Here is a 15,762-nt window from a genome sequence, read left to right on the forward strand (position 1 = left end):
CGGCTGTTCGCCGCTTGGATCTGGGGAAGAGTTCACTGTTTCTGCCTTAATGTCTGATGGATGGTGGCAAATTCTTCCACTTCCTTTAGTGAATAGAGGTTACCAGCGCTTGAGTGTTCAAAACGTGCGCCACGGGGATGCCAACGTGATAAAAGTCAAAGGAGAATGCCCATTAGATAACGGTTCAGTTACCCTTGATCTAACGATCACAGCAGTGTTCCGTCGATGTTAGGTAAGTTCTTGCGTTCAAAAATTGCGATTGTCTTGGCCATCCTGGGCCTCTTGGTGTTGGGTGCAGGCATTGGCCAGCGCACCATCTGGCTCCCTCCGGCCACGCTTACAGCCACAGCGCCGGCGCCCTCCGCGTCTGCACCACTGACTGTTATTGGTCCGCAACTGCTCAATACTCGTGATGGCCAGTTCACCATGACCGTCAAGAGCGATGGGCCTCTGCAGCTTGCTGTGGCACGCCAGGACGATATCCTCGGCTGGGTAGGGAATGGCGCATATACCGAGATTGGTGGGGCCGATGCTGACTTTACTCAGCTGGCGGCCACCAGCCACAAGGGTGAGGCCACCGTGCCTAACCCTGCAGGCTCCGATATGTGGGTCAGCGAGGAAAAAGCCGATGGCGAACTCAGTTACACCTGGCAGGCTCCCGGCCGCGGGGACTGGGCCTTGCTCCTCTCTGTTGATGGCAAGGCCGCAGCGCCTACCGACATTTCCATCACGGTGGACAACGAAGCTGGCACCCCTTGGGCCGTCCCGCTGATGATCATTGGCTCAGCTCTGTTGGCTCTGGCCGCACTGATGTTCCTTATTGCACCAAACAAGCCCAAGGCAGAAGTTGCGGCAGGCCGCCGTACTGCTGGCCGCGTCCCGTCCGATCCGGCCACCGGCGCACTGGAAGTGGACAAGATTGTAGCGTCCCGTTCAGCTGCCAAGCAGGCGGACGGTCCCGGCGCCCCTGCCACGATTGACGAGGCCCGCAAGGCAGAAGCCGACAAGGCAGGCCCAGGCGATGATTCCACTGATCGCCCGGACAGAAGCTCAAGGCAGGACAAAGCTGCCCCCGTTCACGCAGTTGTTTCCGGCGACGCTACCTCCGCCCTGCCGCTGATGCTGTCTAAGACTGAGCCCCCCGCTGCGTCCAAGCCCAGCGACGCTCCGGTGGATCCGGTGGCCTTTGAAACTGAGACCAGCTCAGATTCCGGCACCTCGGACCAGGCTGATCGGGACCAACCTGATAATGACCCCTCTGATCAGGACAAGCCTGATAACAACAAGCCTGATGACAACACGCCCGATAACAACAATGGCGGAAATAATATTGCTGGGGAGAACATTGCCGGGAAGAACAAGCCTGCTAAGAGTAAACCTGCCAAGGACACGCCCGGTAAGGACCAGCAGACGGAGTTCAGGGCGCATGAAGGAACCGTTGGACTGATGAAGAAGCGCGCTAATTTCACCACCCGTTGGGGCGCGGCCTTGGCCGCAGTTCTAGTGGCTGGCAGCCTCAGCCCTGCTGTGGCTGCCGATCCCACCACACCGGCAACGAGTCCCTCAGCCACAGCTGCTGCCACAGAATCTGCGCCCGCCACGGCAACAGCCGTGCCGTCCACGCCAGGTTTCCCCGCACTGCTCGATAGCCAAGTGCAGCGTATTTCCTCGGCGGTTGCTGCTGCTGTGGCGGCTGGTGATAATGCAAAAAATGCTCAGGAACTTGAAGTTCGGGTTTCGGGAATGGCCTTGGAAGCCCGCACAGCCAACTACAAAATTCGGGCCAAGGTATCCAAGCAGGCGGCCATGGAACCGGTGAATGCCTCAACACTGCTGGCCAAGGTCGTCACCACAACGGAGACTTGGCCCCGTTCCAGCATGTTGGTTACACAAGGTGAAAACAATGCCCTGCCTCAGCTATTGACGCTGGTGCAGGCAAGCCCGCGGGAAAACTACAAGCTGATTCAGGCAACGCCTTTGCTGCCCGGTCAAACTTTCCCCAAGGTTGATAAGGAAGGCACCAAGGAATTGCCTCTTGATGCTGCTGATGGTCTGGCGATGAGCCCTGCTGACGCCATTGCGGCCCTGAGTGACCGCCTCACAAAGGCCGATAGCAAATTCAAAACCTCCTTCAATGACAGCGTCTACATTCAGAGCGTCCTTGATACCCAAGCCACCATCCTCAAGGAAGCCAAAGACGCCAGCTACGTGTTCAGCCACAAGGCAGACACCGGCCAGGTAGTAAACCTGCGCACGGCTGACGGCGGCGCCATGGTGGTAGTTGGATATAACTTCGGAATCGACGCTACGAGCAAGGAAAACGCCAACCTGACCGTGGGCGATGACGCGGCAGTATTCACGGGAGGCAAGGAAACCACCAAGGGCTTCACCCTCAATTACGCTGAGCCCGTGGTCATGCACATTCCGCCCGCAGGCTCGGATGGAAAAATCACCATCTTATCCGCTACCCGCAACCTGGTAGGCGGCAACTTCAAGAAGTAATTTCGCCTTGCACAGGGGACCCGGACGCTATCAGGAGTCTGAGTCCCCTTTGCCAGGTTTCACCCGCGGCGAGATTTAGCTAAGGCCGCCGCCTTGCCCAGTTAGAGTGAGTTCATGAGTCAAAACAGCCCCATGTCACCCAACGGCCTGTCCGGAGTTAACCTCCGTGGCGCCGTCGATCTTTCCGCCCTGAAAAACCGTGCCGCGGCCCCCGCGCCTGGCGCTTCCGCCAACGCCTCGCCCTATGCGGTGGACGTGAACGAGGCAAGTTTCCAAGAGTTTGTTCAGCTTTCGCAGCAGGTTCCCGTTGTGGCGGCGATGGGTTCTGGCCGCTCGCAGCAATCGGCCAACGTGACCGCCATGCTGGAAAAGGTTGTTAACGAATTCGGTGGCCAGTTGGCGCTCGGCCGGATCGATGTTGATAGCAGCCCGCAAATTGCTCAAGCTTTTGGCGTGACAGCGGTTCCCACAGTGGTGGCACTGATCAAGGGCCAGCCTGTGCCCATGTTTGAGGGTGAGCTTCCCGAGGAACAGGTCAAGGAGTTCTTCAATGAGCTCCTGAAGGTCGCAGCCAGCAACGGTGTTACCGGCAATCTCGGTGGTGCGCAGGACCCGGCGGCCGTGCCCGAGCCGCAACTGCCACCACTGCATCAGGCCGCCCGCGACGCCATTGAAGCAGGGGATTTGGAAACGGCGCAGAGTAGCTACGAGAAAGTCTTAGCTGAAAAGCCCAACGATTCCGACGCTAAGATCGGTTTGGCCCAGGTGCAGCTGATGCGCCGGACCGCTGGTATCGACGTGGTGGCGGCCGAGGAGCTGCGCACCCGGGCAGCCAGCGATCAAGACGATCTTGAAGCCGCCTTGGCCGTTGCGGATCTGGACGCGACAGGTGGTCATGTTGAGGACGCATTGGCACGGCTGGTGAAGTTCATTGCCACGCATTTTGGCCCCGAACGCGAACCTGCCAGGATCCGCCTCTTGGAGCTGTATGACGTCGTGGGCATCAGCGATCCGCGCGTTTCTGCTTCGCGGCAAGCACTGGCCCGGGCCTTGTTCTAAAGCTGCGTTCTCGAGCCGCGAAGCCGGCGGGTGGCTGCCGTGTCATTCTTGTGGGGCCAATTGCCGGAGTGACACGGAAGTGCCAAAATCATCCTTTGGGATAAGTCACATGCAACCTCAGGATTGCTAGTGTCGTCTTCATGAACACCTCGATTGCGCCCTCAGAGACCCGGCCACCTGCCCTGTCAATTCGCGGACTGGCGAAGCGTTTCGGCGAGAAGGTGGCCGTTGACAACATCAACTTGGATGTTCCTGCCGGATCCTTCTACGGTTTGGTGGGGCCCAACGGCGCCGGAAAAACAACCACGCTATCCATGTCCACGGGGCTGCTGCGCCCGGACTTTGGTCAGGTAAGCGTCCATGGTCTGGACGTTTGGGCACAACCGTTGGAAGCCAAGAAGCTCATGGGTCTGCTGCCTGACGGTGTGCGCCTCTTCGACCGGCTCAGCGGTGAGCAGTTGGTCACTTACGCCGGTCTCCTGCGGGGCATGGACAAAGACACCGTGGCGTTGCGTGTGAAAGACCTCCTTGCCGCCTTGGACCTGACCCGGGACGCCGGGACGCTGGTGGTGGACTACTCCGCCGGCATGAGGAAGAAGATCGCCCTTGCCGCGGCACTGATTCACGCCCCGAGGCTGCTGGTCCTTGACGAACCCTTTGAATCGGTGGATCCTGTCTCCGCCGCCAATATCCGTGACATCCTTCATGACTACGTAAATTCCGGCGGCACCGTGATTGTCTCCAGTCACGTCATGGACCTGGTCCAACGCATGTGTGACCACGTGGCCGTGATTGCCGGCGGCAAAGTCCTGGCTGCTGGCACGGTGGATGAGGTCAGGGGCGAAATGAGCCTGGAAGAGAAGTTCGTGGAACTTGTTGGCGGCCGTAACCAGACTGCGGGGTTGTCATGGTTGCGCACCTCTTAAGACTAAAAGTTGCGCTGTTGCGCAACTCCATGAAGCGCACGCCCTGGCAACTGGTAGGGCTCATCATTGGGGCCCTGTACGGGCTGGGCATCTTGGTCATGGTGCTGGTGGGCCTGGCCGTGCTGGGTGCCACCGATTCGGCGCTGGTAGGCACCGTCCTTGTCCTTGCCGGTGCGGCACTGTTCCTTGGCTGGCTTATTGTTCCGGTGGTTGCCGCCGGACTGGATATGACACTGGACCCTGCCCGCTTCACCACCTACGCCATCCCCATGAAGAGCATGCTGACCGGCCTGGCGCTCTCAGGTTTCATCGGTATTCCAGGTGCCATCACCTTGTTGGCCGCCGTGGGCACCGCCGCGGCCTGGTGGCGCCACCCGGTGGCAGCTGTTGCCGCCCTCATCTGCGGAGCCCTAGCCGCGCTGACCTGCATTGTTGCCTCACGTGCCATCACGGCAGCGAGCACCAGTCTGGCATCCTCCCGCCGTTTTAAGGACGTCAGCGGCATTGTGGTTCTGGTCCCGCTGATGCTTATGGGCCCCATCATTGCCGGCATCTCCAGTGGAATCACTGACTTTGCCGATTTCCTGCCCCAGCTGGCAAACACTGTGTCCTGGACTCCTTTGGGCGCCATCTGGGCGGTGCCAGCCGCCATTGCCAGCGGCGCCTATGGTGCTGCCGCCGTGAAATTCCTGATTGCGCTGGCAACCATTGCGGCACTGACCTGGGTGTGGAAGGTGTGCCTGGTCCGGGCTCTTGTGACCCCCGCGTTCTCCGGAACAGCCAGGCGCAACCCGGGCAAGTTGGGCTTCTTTGCCATGTTCGCGCAAACCCCCACTGGCGCCATAGCTGCCCGCTGCCTCACCTATTGGTTCCGGGATCCGCGCTATAGTGCGGGGCTGCTCATCTCCCCGCTTATCCCCGTTGTCCTGGTATTTGGCGGTTCTCAGACGGGGGGGATGGATGCAGTGGGACCCATCCTGAGCTATTCCGGCGCCATTGCAGCTTTCATGATTGCGTGGAGCATTTCCTCCGATATTTCCTATGACAGCACCGCGTTCGCTCTGCACTTGGCCTCCGGTGTTTGTGGAAAGGCAGATAGGACCGGACGTGTTCTGGCTGCTGCCGTCCTGGCACTGCCACTGGGATTGCTCTTTGCTATTGCCGGAAGTGTTGTCTCCGGAACCTGGGCGCAGTTCCCACCGGCCGTGGGCCTGATAATGGGTGCTACCGGCGCAGGACTGGGCCTGGCCAGTGTGCTCTCATCCCGCTTCACCATGATGGCTCCCTTGCCGGGGGAGAGCCCCATGAAATCCAAGCCGGGCAATAGCTTTGCCACCGTGTTGGTTCAGTTGGGCGGCTTTGTCGGTGCGGGGGTACTAGCTGCCCCCGTAGCAGTGCTGGTCATCATTGGTGCCGTCACCGGCCAGCCACTGTTTGGCTGGTTGGCCTTGCTGGTTGGTCTGCTGCTCGGCGCCCTGTACGTGGTCTTGGGGATCCGCATTGGCGGGGCGCAATATGAGCGCCGTGGACCGGAATTGTTGCAGTCCGTTTCTGTAGATCGCTGAGACTGGATATGGTTAGAGCTACAAAGCAGACCCAAGGCAAAAGCGCCCTGTCAGCCACCGCTTGCGGAGTGCGCTGGCGGGGCGTCTGTGCACTTGCGCCCGTCTGCGACAAGCCGTTAGTCACCGCTTTCTGAGGGTGGCAGTGAAAGGAAGCGTGTTTCATGGAGGTCATCATCCTCCCCAGCAGCAAGGAAATTGGGGCGCTTGCCGCCGACTCGATCGAGGCCTTGGTGCGTAACAAGCCCAACGCCGTGATTGGCCTGGCCACGGGTTCCTCCCCGCTGCCCATCTACGATGAGCTGGCCCGCCGCCACGCTGACGAGGGGCTGAACTTTTCCGCGGTCAGCGGCTTTGCTCTGGATGAATACGTGGGCCTGCCCGCGGGCCACTTCGAGTCCTACCGCGAGGTCATTCGCCGCGAGTTCACGAACCGCGTTGATGTGGCAGCAGAGAACGTGCACGGCCCGGATGGCTCCACCGAGGATCTGTTGGGTGCCTGCCAAGCGTACGAGGATGCGATTTCTGCCGCGGGCGGCATTGACCTGCAGATCTTGGGCGTCGGCACCAACGGGCACATCGGCTTCAACGAGCCAGGCTCCTCGCTGGCCTCACGCACACGCATCAAGACCTTGGCCGAGCAGACACGCCAGGACAACGCGCGCTTCTTTGATCATCTTGACCAAGTTCCGCACCACGTGGTGACCCAGGGTCTGGGCACCATCATGGATGCCCGCCACTTGGTTCTGGTGGCCTTCGGAGCAGGCAAGGCCGACGCCGTACGCGACTTCGTTGAGGGCCCCGTGTCCGCAGCGTGCCCGGCCTCGATCCTGCAGTTCCACCCCCGGGCCACCGTCATCATTGACGAGGCTGCAGCATCGAAGTTGGCAGGTGCTCCAAGCTACCGCCACGCCTATGACAACAAGCCCGCCTGGCAGGGTCTGTAAAAAGTAGGGCCACTGACGCCACTTCTGCGGTTGCGGGAGCTCACCTGAACGAAAAGGTGGGCTCCCGCAGCCGTCCCCTCCCAACGCTCCCGCAGTTTCGGCGCGTTTTCCAGGGACGCTCCCTCTCCTTCAGACGGAGTGTGATGTGGGAGCCACTACGGTGAGTCGCGGACGTGAAGACGGTAGACTGAATTTATGAGTTTGCCTCCAGACCCCTTTGAAAACGATCCGAACTACGGACCCGGCCAGACCGGTGGTTCCACTGCCGTGATTGAGCGCCAGGAACTGAAGCAGGAAGTCGAGCCCGGAGACAGCGAACGGTTCTCGCATTATGTCCGCAAGGAAAAGATCATGGAATCGGCCATGACCGGAGATCCCGTTGTGGCGCTCTGCGGCAAGGTCTGGACTCCGGGGAGGGACCCCCAGAAGTTCCCCGTCTGCCCCGAGTGCAAAGAGGTCTATGACGGACTGCGCCCCGAGGGTGGCGGCAAGGGCAAAGGCCCGAAGAAGCCCAAGAATTAGTTCGGGGCTGTAATTCTTTTTTGGGAACGGTTTAAAACCGTTCAATCGCCGTGCCCGGAAGTGGGAACGGAAGCGTGGAAGAAGTGACAAGGATGGCGGATAATTCGTGACGGAGACATTGTTTGGTGGCCCGTCGCTGCCTCCGGCCTATCCTGAGCGCGCCGCATGGGGTACAGCACAAAAGCTGCGTGCATGGCAGTCAGAAGCCATGGAAAAGTACTTCAACGAGAGCCCGCGGGACTTCCTGGCCGTTGCTACCCCGGGTGCCGGAAAGACCACGTTTGCCCTGCATATTGCTACACAGCTAATAAGCCGCGGGCAGATCAACAGGGTCACGATCGTCACACCCACCGACCACTTGAAAAAACAGTGGGCAGACGCCGCGGCGAAGGTGGGCATCGCGATTGACCCAAACTTTAAAAATGCTGATGGCCGCCACGGCAAGGGCTTCATTGGTGTAGCCGTCACGTACGCCCAAGTTGCCAGCAAGCCCATGTTGCACCGGGCCAAAACTGAGGCCGCGCGCACCCTGGTCATCATGGATGAGATCCACCACGGAGGCGACGCCTTGTCCTGGGGTGATGGCATCCGGGAAGCGTTTGACCCCGCCACACGCCGTTTGGCCTTGACGGGTACCCCGTTCCGCTCGGATACAGCGGCCATCCCGTTCGTGGAATACGCCGAGGATAGGGACGGCATTCGCCGGTCAAAGGCTGATTACACCTATGGCTACGGTGAAGCGCTCAAGGACCATGTGGTGCGCCCCGTCATGTTCATGGCGTATTCGGGGCAAATGCGCTGGCGCACCAGTGCTGGTGAGGAAATGGCTGCAACGCTGGGCGAGGCTGTGACCAAGGATGTCACCTCGCAGGCATGGCGCACGGCGCTGAACCCCGAGGGGCAGTGGATCCCTGCCGTCCTGGCCGCCGCGGACAAGCGCCTCACCGAGGTGCGCAGGGCAGTGCCTGACGCCGGTGCCATGGTGATTGCCACAGATCACGAGGACGCCCGCGCCTACGCCGCAGAGTTGAAGAAGATCACGGGAGAGTCACCTACCGTCATTTTGTCCGATGACGCCAAGGCTTCCGCCAAGATTGATTCTTTCTCGGCAGGGGACAAGCGCTGGATGGTGGCCGTGCGCATGGTCTCCGAAGGTGTTGACGTGCCGCGTCTTGCTGTTGGTGTGTACGCGACCTCGACGGCGACTCCGCTGTTCTTCGCTCAGGCCGTGGGCCGTTTTGTGCGGGCCCGCAAAAGGGGAGAAACGGCGTCGATCTTCCTGCCTTCAGTGCCCAACCTGATGGCACTGGCCAACCAGCTTGAGCTGGAGCGCGATCACGCCTTGGACCGTCCGGATAAGGATCCGGATGGCTTTATTGAAGAAGATTCCGAGATGGAGGAGGCCAACCGCGAGGAAAAGGCCTCCGACACCCTGGAGAAATTCAAATTTGAGGCGCTGGAATCACAGGCGTCCTTTGACCGGGTGTTGTTCGACGGCGGCGAGTTCGGTACCGGCGGCGCGATTGGCAGTGAAGACGAGCTCGACTTCCTGGGCATCCCAGGACTTCTCGACGCCGACCAAATGGGTTTGTTACTGCGTCAACGCCAGGCCGACCAACAGAGCCGCAAGCGCAAGAAATCTCCGCCCGAACCCGAGGCGCCGCCGTTGGTGGACCACCGGCTGTTGATGGATCTGCGAGGCGAGCTGGCCAAGAACGTCTCCGCGTGGAGTTCCCGATCAGGGATGCCCCACGGCATGGTGCACAGCGAATTGCGCCGCATCTGTGGCGGCCCGGCCGTGGCACAGGCTGATGAAACGCAGTTGCAGACCCGGTTGAAGAAGCTCCAAGACTGGTTTATTGGGCGGAAATAACCCGGCTCCTGCGCCCGCCCGCTACTTGACCTCTACTCCCGCGTCTTTGAGTTCCTCGAGAGCTTCCTCACTGGCGTCTTCGTCTACACCTGCAACATAGTCCCGCAACACAGTGGTGTTGTACCCGGCGTTGATGGCATCTAGGGCAGTGGCGCGCACGCAGTGGTCCGTGGCGATCCCCACAATCACAACATCTTCGACGTCGTTCTCGCGCAGCCAATCATCTAGGCTAATGGGGGCCTCGCCGTCCTCTGCCACAGATTCGTGGGCCTCACGTTCACCCACGGCAACCTCATCCTCAGGTGCCAGCAGGCCGTCGAAGCCAGAGTAGGCCGCATCAAACTTTCCCTTGCGAAAGTATGCGTCAATGTCTTCAGTATCCAGGTTCCGGTGCAGGGCTGCGCCCTTGCTGCCGGCCACACAGTGCATAGGCCAGCTGTTGAGAAAGTCCGGGGTCTCGGAGAAGTGGGCACCCGGGTCAATATGCCAATCCTGTGTGGCAACAACAAAGTCCAGGTCTTGGGCGTTTTCTAGGAATTCACTGATTTCGCTTGCAAGGTTGGCGCCGCCGGCGACGGCGAGTGAGCCGCCTTCGCAGAAATCATTCTGCACGTCAACAATGATCAGGGCCTTGGCCATGGGATGCTCCTTAGTTCTCTGCCGCAGGGACAGGTGCTGCTGTTTCGTATTCGGTAGGGATCACAGGCTCCCCGCGTTGGAGCCGGCGGGCGGCTCCGGGCAATTCGGCCATGGATGCGGCGTGCCGGGCGGTGGCTCGCACCACACCATCAGAACCGATCCACCCTGGTTCCAGCACGCCCTCGGTCATGAACCGTGCCAGCAGCGGGCGGTCATTGGCGTCAGCATCCGGGCGGTGACCAATCCCCACCACTTCGGCAGTAGCCACACCCTCGTTGTTCAGGCGGCGCGTGGCGTACTTGCGCCCACCCACACTGGTTTTGTTCTTGGAAGCCTTGGCAACAGCCACAAACTCACCGTTGTCACCTTCACGGGACACCAATTTATACACCATCGACGCCGTGGGCGCACCTGAGCCGGTCACGAGGGAGGTCCCCACGCCGTAAGCGTCCACGGGGGCTGCGGCCAGCGCTGCGATGGCGAACTCGTCCAGATCGCTGGTCACCGTGATGCGCGTGTTCGTGTTCCCCAGCGAATCCAGCAACGCCCGGACATCCCGTGCCTGGGCGAGCAAGTCACCGGAATCCAGCCGCACGCCGCCCAAGGCGGGTCCCGCAATGGCGACGGCCTTACGGACGGCGGCTTCGACGTCGTACGTGTCAACCAGCAGTGTGGTGCCGTTGCCCATGGAACCGAGCTGAGCACGGAAGGCATCCTCTTCGGAATCGTGCAGTAGCGTGAAGGAGTGGGCGGCGGTGCCCAGCGTCAGTACGCCGTAGCGCAGGCCGGCTTCTAAGTTGGACGTGCCGTAGAACCCGGCAATCACGGCGGCACGGGAGGCGGCCACGGCGGACTCCTCATGCGTGCGCCGGGATCCCATCTCAATGCAGGGGCGTGCTCCGGCAGCACCGGTCATGCGGGAGGCGGCGGAGGCAATAGCGGAGTCGTGGTTCAGGATCGAGAGCACGTACGTTTCCAGAATGCAGGCCTCGGCAAACGTCGATTCGACGGTCAAAATGGGTGAATTGGGGAAATAAAGTTCGCCCTCTGCATAACCGTAAATGTCTCCGGAGAACTTGAAATCGGAGAGCCAGGCCAAGGTTTCGTCATTGACAACGTTGTTCTGGGCCAGAAAATTCAGCTCGTCAGGGCCAAAACGGAACTGCTCCAAACCTTCGAGCAGACGGCCCGTTCCGCCAACAACCCCATAGCGGCGGCCGTCCGGCAGGCGTCTGGCAAAGGCCTCAAAGACGCTGCGGCGATGTGCGGCACCCGAGTGCAGAGCAGCCTGGAGCATGGTCAGCTCATAGTGATCTGTAAACAGTGAAGTGCGGGGCTGTCCCCAGCTTATTGGCGTAGTCACGGAATTCACTTTAGTGGGGCAACACTAGAATGGACATATGAGTGTCAGCACAGCCCCGGAAACAGACCGGGAAGCATCAACGCGCGAACTCATCTCCCCGGACATCCCCTGGGAATTGATCGTGTGGAATGACCCGGTCAATTTGATGAGTTACGTTAGCTACGTTTTCCAAAGTTATTTTGGCTATTCAGAGGCAAAGGCGGCGAAATTAATGCTCCAAGTCCACACTGAGGGCAAATCCGCGGTGGCCCATGGTGCCAAGGAAAAGATGGAAGCCCACGCCGTAGCCATGCACGGGTTCGGCCTGTGGGCAACTGTTGTGAAGGGCGGCCCCCGTGGCTAAAGCTTTTTCCGCCGGCCGCCGCGGCATCACCGGATTCCTTGAACCCGCTGAGCGTGACCTCCTGCGCAAGCTCTTCTCCGACATCATCACCATGCTTGAACCGGCCACCCCCGCCCACGAGGATCCACTGGCGGCGCTGATCGGCCTGGACATGGATGTCCGTGTCCCCACGGACCCCGCTCTCTTGAGGCTCCTGCCGGACGCGCTCACGGGCGACGCCGACTCCGCCCTGGAGTTCCGCCAGCTCACCGAACGCTCCCTGCGCGAAAGTAAGATCGGCGCGTTGCGGGCAGCCTCCTTGGGTCTGGACAGCGAGAAGCTGGTCTTAGATAGTGAGGGTGCCAAATTATGGGCCATGGCGTTGAATGATGTCCGTCTGGTGCTGGCCGAAAGGCTAGCTATCCGCACTGCCGAAGACGCCGAACGGATCCATGAGGTGCAGGACTGGGGCGATGCAGATGATGTAGAAAGTTACCTCTCGCTGGTCTATAACTTTGTCTCCTGGCTACAGGAAAGCCTGGTGCAGGCCATGCTCGTGGAACTGCAACGAACAAAATAGGTGGCCACCGGCGTCAAATATTATCTGTAGCCGGGCCGCAGGAACTATTGTTGAAACGATCATGAGCGCAAATCCAGCACGCACCACCGAAACACAGCCAGCCGGCCGCCCACCCTTGACGGACCGCCCCATCGGGATCTTTGATTCCGGCGTGGGCGGCCTGACCGTGGCCCGTGCCGTCATCGATCAGCTGCCAAATGAGTCGATCCTGTACGTGGGTGACACAGCCAACGGCCCCTACGGTCCGCTGCCCATAGCCGAAGTCCGGGCCAACGCCTTGGGCGTCATGGATGAGCTGGTTGATTCGGGCGTGAAACTGCTGGTGATCGCCTGCAACTCAGCATCGGCGGCGGTTCTGCGTGACGCCCGTGAACGTTACACGGCACGGTACGGCATCCCCGTCATTGAGGTCATTCAGCCAGCCGTGAGGCGGGCCGTGGCGGCCACCCGGACTGGAAACGTGGGCGTCATTGGCACGGTGGCAACTGTGGGATCCAGGGCATACGAGGATACGTTCGCGGCCGCCCCGGACCTGAGAATTACCTCCGTGGCGTGCCCTGATTTTGTCCGGTTCGTGGAATCGGGGATCACGGCCGGGCCAGAGTTACTAACCACGGCGGAACAGTATTTGGCGCCCTTGAAAAAAGCCGCCGTGGACACGCTGGTCCTGGGCTGCACGCACTATCCCTTGCTGACGGGCGTAATTTCCTACGTCATGGGGGACACAGTGACACTGGTATCCAGTGCCGAGGAAACAGCCAAAGATGTGTACCGGGCCCTTGTCAGCCACGATCTGGAACGTGTCTCAGTGGCTGCTCCTACCCACCAATTCCTCTCAACCGGTGACGCCGCCAGCTTCGGCGTGCTGGCCAGGCGCTTTCTGGGTCCGGAGGTGCGCGGAGTGGAACAGGTGAGCCATGTTGCTGCGCATTACCCCACAGGATCTTTAGCCCGCATCACCCCGGACATGCTCGCTGCCGCCGCACAGAAACCAGGCGGTGGCGCAGTCACACAGCAATCCAATTTTGTTTTGCAGGCTTCCATAGGCAGACTTGCTGTTCCGGGAAGTATTGCGGGGGAGTAGCCATGAAGTTGACCATTGTTGGATGCAGCGGGTCCTTTCCCGGCCCGGCCTCGCCCGCGTCCTGCTACCTGCTGACAGCGCACGACGGCGTTCGGCCCTGGCGTGTGCTCCTTGACTTGGGCAGCGGAGCCTTGGGATCCGTGCAACGGTACATGGACCTAGAGGACATTGATGCCATCTTCCTGAGCCACCTGCACCCAGATCACTGCATGGACTTGTGCGGGCTGCACGTGGCCGTCCGGTGGAGTCCATACGGCTGGCACCGTGGACCGATTCCCGTATGGGGCCCGGCAGCCACAGCAGACAGGCTTGCCACCGCCTACGGACTGGACCTGGATCCAGGCATGCGCGAAGAATTTGACTTCATCAACTGGCAAGAACGTGAACCCGTGAGCGTAGGCCCATTCAAGGTCACCCCCTATTCAGTGAACCATCCCACTCCGGAGGCCTACGCGCTGCGCGTGGAAGTCACTGAATACGATGGCACCGGCATGGACCGAACCTCCGTTTTGACATACTCCGGTGACACCGACAGCTGTCAAGGGTTGGAAGACGCCGCCCAAGACGCCGACTTCTTCCTCTGCGAGGCGGCCTTCGAAGAGGGCCGGGATGATCACATCAAAGACGTGCACCTCACAGGAAAACGTGCCGGAGCAGCTGCTGCCCGGGCTAACGTGAAGCGGCTGCTGCTCACTCACATCCCCGTGTGGACGGACACCAACAAGGTGGTGGCCGAAGCCCGTGAAGTGTATTCCGGTGACGTGGCCGGTGCCGTGGCGGGTGTGCACTACACGATCTAGGAGACCGGAGACCGTTGTTAAGATTGGAGGCCTGTGCACCTGCCTCAAATCTTAACAACGGACTCCGAAGACCGCGGCAGCCCGTGCACGCGAGGCTATAGGCTGGTATGCATGACAACAAATGAAACACTGCGCGCCGACGGCCGCAGCAATGACCAGCTCCGCGACATCACCATCACCCGCGGCTGGTCCAAGCAGGCCGAAGGTTCGGCCCTCATTGAATTCGGCAACACCCGGGTCCTGTGCACCGCGTCTCTGACCCCCGGTGTGCCGCGCTGGCTCAAGGGGGAAGGTACCGGCTGGGTCACGGCCGAATACGCCATGCTGCCGCGCGCCACCAACACCCGCAACTCCCGTGAATCAGTCAAGGGCAAAATTGGCGGGCGCACCCACGAGATCTCCCGCTTGATTGGCCGCTCCTTGCGCTCCATCATCGATACCAAGGCCCTGGGTGAAAACACCATAGTCCTGGACTGTGACGTTCTGCAGGCCGACGGCGGCACCCGCACCGCCGCGATCACCGGCGCCTACGTGGCCCTCGCCGACGCGATTGCCTACGCCAAGGAAAACAAGCTGATTGCCAAGAACGCAAACCCGCTGATTGACACCGTCTCCGCCATCTCCGTAGGCATCATCGACGGCGTTCCCATGCTGGATCTGCCCTACGTTGAGGACGTCCGCGCAGAGACGGACATGAATGTTGTTGTCACCGGCTCGGGTAAGTTCGTTGAGGTTCAAGGCACCGCGGAAGGCGCCCCGTTTGACCGCGATGAGCTCAATCAGCTCCTGGATTTGGCCCTGCTGGGCACCACGGAACTGTCCCGTATCCAGCGCGAAACCCTCGCCAACTAATGGCGCCCAAGCTCATCCTCGCCACCCACAACCAGGGTAAGTTGCGTGAGCTCCGGGAGCTGCTGCGGGGCCAGATCCCGGGCCTGGACGTTGATACTGACGTGCTCGACGCCGGAGCCATCCACGCCCCGGATGTTGTGGAAACAGGGGTCACCTTCGCAGATAACGCACGTCTTAAGGCTCATGCCGTGGCGCAATTCAGTGGCGTCTTGGCCATTGCTGATGACTCCGGACTGGCCGTGGATGTCCTGGGCGGGGCCCCGGGGATCTTCTCGGCCCGCTGGGCAGGGACGCATGGAGATGACACGGCGAACCTGAATCTGCTGCTCGCTCAGCTTTCCGACATCAGTGCCGAACACCGCAGCGCACGTTTTGTTTGCGCCGCGGCACTAGCCAGTGCAGACGGGTCCTTGGATGTTGTGGAAGAGGGAACTCTTGAGGGAACTTTGCTCAGTGTTCCCCGCGGCGAGGGCGGTTTTGGATACGATCCCATCTTGGCGCCCTCAGGGCTGGAGGTCTCCTGCGCCGAGCTAAGCAGCGCGGAAAAGAACGCCATCAGCCACCGCGGCAATGCCTTCCGCGCACTGCTGCCGCACATAGTGACGGCACTCTCCCACTGAATCTCGCCGCCACGGCGACTGCAGGCGCTGAGAATTCAGGCGCTGCGAATGCAAGTGGTGGGAAATAGAGGTGGAAAAACGAAGGCGACCCCGGGCTGATGCCCGGGGTCG

15 protein-coding genes are annotated in these 15,762 nt (G+C 60.8%); 13 read left to right on the top strand and 2 right to left on the bottom strand.

Features of this window, described 5'->3' with window-relative positions:
* The first annotated feature begins 240 nt into the window (after positions 1–240).
* The 7 genes from RY113_RS01880 (at position 241) to RY113_RS01910 (ending at position 9,391) form a co-directional block, all read left to right on the top strand.
* Complete coding sequence (locus tag RY113_RS01880; protein WP_315913110.1) at positions 241–2,502, top strand: hypothetical protein; 2,262 nt, start codon at positions 241–243, stop codon at positions 2,500–2,502.
* 114 nt (positions 2,503–2,616) lie between these two features.
* On the top strand, positions 2,617–3,561 hold the full coding sequence (locus tag RY113_RS01885) for a tetratricopeptide repeat protein (protein ID WP_315913111.1): 945 nt from the start codon (positions 2,617–2,619) through the stop codon (positions 3,559–3,561).
* 140 nt (positions 3,562–3,701) lie between these two features.
* Positions 3,702–4,487: an ABC transporter ATP-binding protein gene (locus RY113_RS01890; RefSeq protein ID WP_315913112.1), complete on the top strand. Its 786-nt coding sequence runs from the start codon at positions 3,702–3,704 to the stop codon at positions 4,485–4,487.
* A complete protein-coding gene (locus RY113_RS01895; RefSeq protein WP_315913113.1) occupies positions 4,469–6,052 on the top strand; it encodes a transporter in 1,584 nt (527 codons plus the stop codon). The genes RY113_RS01890 and RY113_RS01895 overlap by 19 nt, the downstream gene beginning before the upstream one ends.
* 161 nt (positions 6,053–6,213) lie before the next feature.
* Positions 6,214–6,996 (top strand): glucosamine-6-phosphate deaminase, encoded by a 783-nt coding sequence (gene nagB / locus RY113_RS01900; protein ID WP_315913114.1) that lies wholly within the window; start codon positions 6,214–6,216, stop codon positions 6,994–6,996.
* 195 nt (positions 6,997–7,191) lie between these two features.
* Positions 7,192–7,518: a DUF3039 domain-containing protein gene (locus RY113_RS01905; RefSeq protein WP_110106653.1), complete on the top strand. Its 327-nt coding sequence runs from the start codon at positions 7,192–7,194 to the stop codon at positions 7,516–7,518.
* A gap of 106 nt (positions 7,519–7,624) precedes the next feature.
* A complete protein-coding gene (locus RY113_RS01910) occupies positions 7,625–9,391 on the top strand; it encodes a DEAD/DEAH box helicase (RefSeq protein WP_315913115.1) in 1,767 nt (588 codons plus the stop codon).
* 21 nt (positions 9,392–9,412) lie between these two features.
* Here the strand turns inward: RY113_RS01910 and RY113_RS01915 are convergent, their stop codons facing one another.
* Entirely contained in the window at positions 9,413–10,030 is a 618-nt protein-coding gene (locus RY113_RS01915; RefSeq protein WP_315913116.1) for an isochorismatase family protein, read from the bottom strand.
* Between the two features lie 10 nt (positions 10,031–10,040).
* Positions 10,041–11,354, bottom strand: a complete 1,314-nt coding sequence (locus RY113_RS01920; RefSeq protein ID WP_315913360.1) for a nicotinate phosphoribosyltransferase — start codon at positions 11,352–11,354, stop codon at positions 10,041–10,043.
* 76 nt (positions 11,355–11,430) lie between these two features.
* On the opposite strand from RY113_RS01920, the gene clpS reads away from it, so the two are divergent.
* The 6 genes from clpS (at position 11,431) to rdgB (ending at position 15,651) form a co-directional block, all read left to right on the top strand.
* Positions 11,431–11,736 (top strand): ATP-dependent Clp protease adapter ClpS, encoded by a 306-nt coding sequence (gene clpS / locus RY113_RS01925; RefSeq protein ID WP_110106656.1) that lies wholly within the window; start codon positions 11,431–11,433, stop codon positions 11,734–11,736.
* Positions 11,729–12,295 (top strand): DUF2017 domain-containing protein, encoded by a 567-nt coding sequence (locus RY113_RS01930; RefSeq protein ID WP_110106657.1) that lies wholly within the window; start codon positions 11,729–11,731, stop codon positions 12,293–12,295. Before clpS ends, RY113_RS01930 begins: the two co-directional genes overlap by 8 nt.
* Before the next feature lie 61 nt (positions 12,296–12,356).
* Positions 12,357–13,379: a glutamate racemase gene (murI, locus tag RY113_RS01935; protein WP_315913117.1), complete on the top strand. Its 1,023-nt coding sequence runs from the start codon at positions 12,357–12,359 to the stop codon at positions 13,377–13,379.
* 2 nt (positions 13,380–13,381) lie between these two features.
* Positions 13,382–14,179 (top strand): MBL fold metallo-hydrolase, encoded by a 798-nt coding sequence (locus RY113_RS01940; protein ID WP_110106658.1) that lies wholly within the window; start codon positions 13,382–13,384, stop codon positions 14,177–14,179.
* A gap of 111 nt (positions 14,180–14,290) precedes the next feature.
* Positions 14,291–15,031: a ribonuclease PH gene (gene rph, locus RY113_RS01945; RefSeq protein WP_110106659.1), complete on the top strand. Its 741-nt coding sequence runs from the start codon at positions 14,291–14,293 to the stop codon at positions 15,029–15,031.
* The gene (rdgB, locus tag RY113_RS01950) at positions 15,031–15,651 is read left to right on the top strand and encodes an RdgB/HAM1 family non-canonical purine NTP pyrophosphatase (RefSeq protein WP_315913118.1); all 621 of its coding nucleotides are present in this window, start codon (positions 15,031–15,033) and stop codon (positions 15,649–15,651) included. Before rph ends, rdgB begins: the two co-directional genes overlap by 1 nt.
* The last annotated feature ends 111 nt before the right edge of the window (positions 15,652–15,762 follow it).

Origin of the sequence: Arthrobacter sp. lap29, from assembly GCF_032458965.1 — a bacterium.
Taxonomy (GTDB): Bacteria; Actinomycetota; Actinomycetes; order Actinomycetales; family Micrococcaceae; genus Specibacter; species Specibacter psychrochitiniphilus.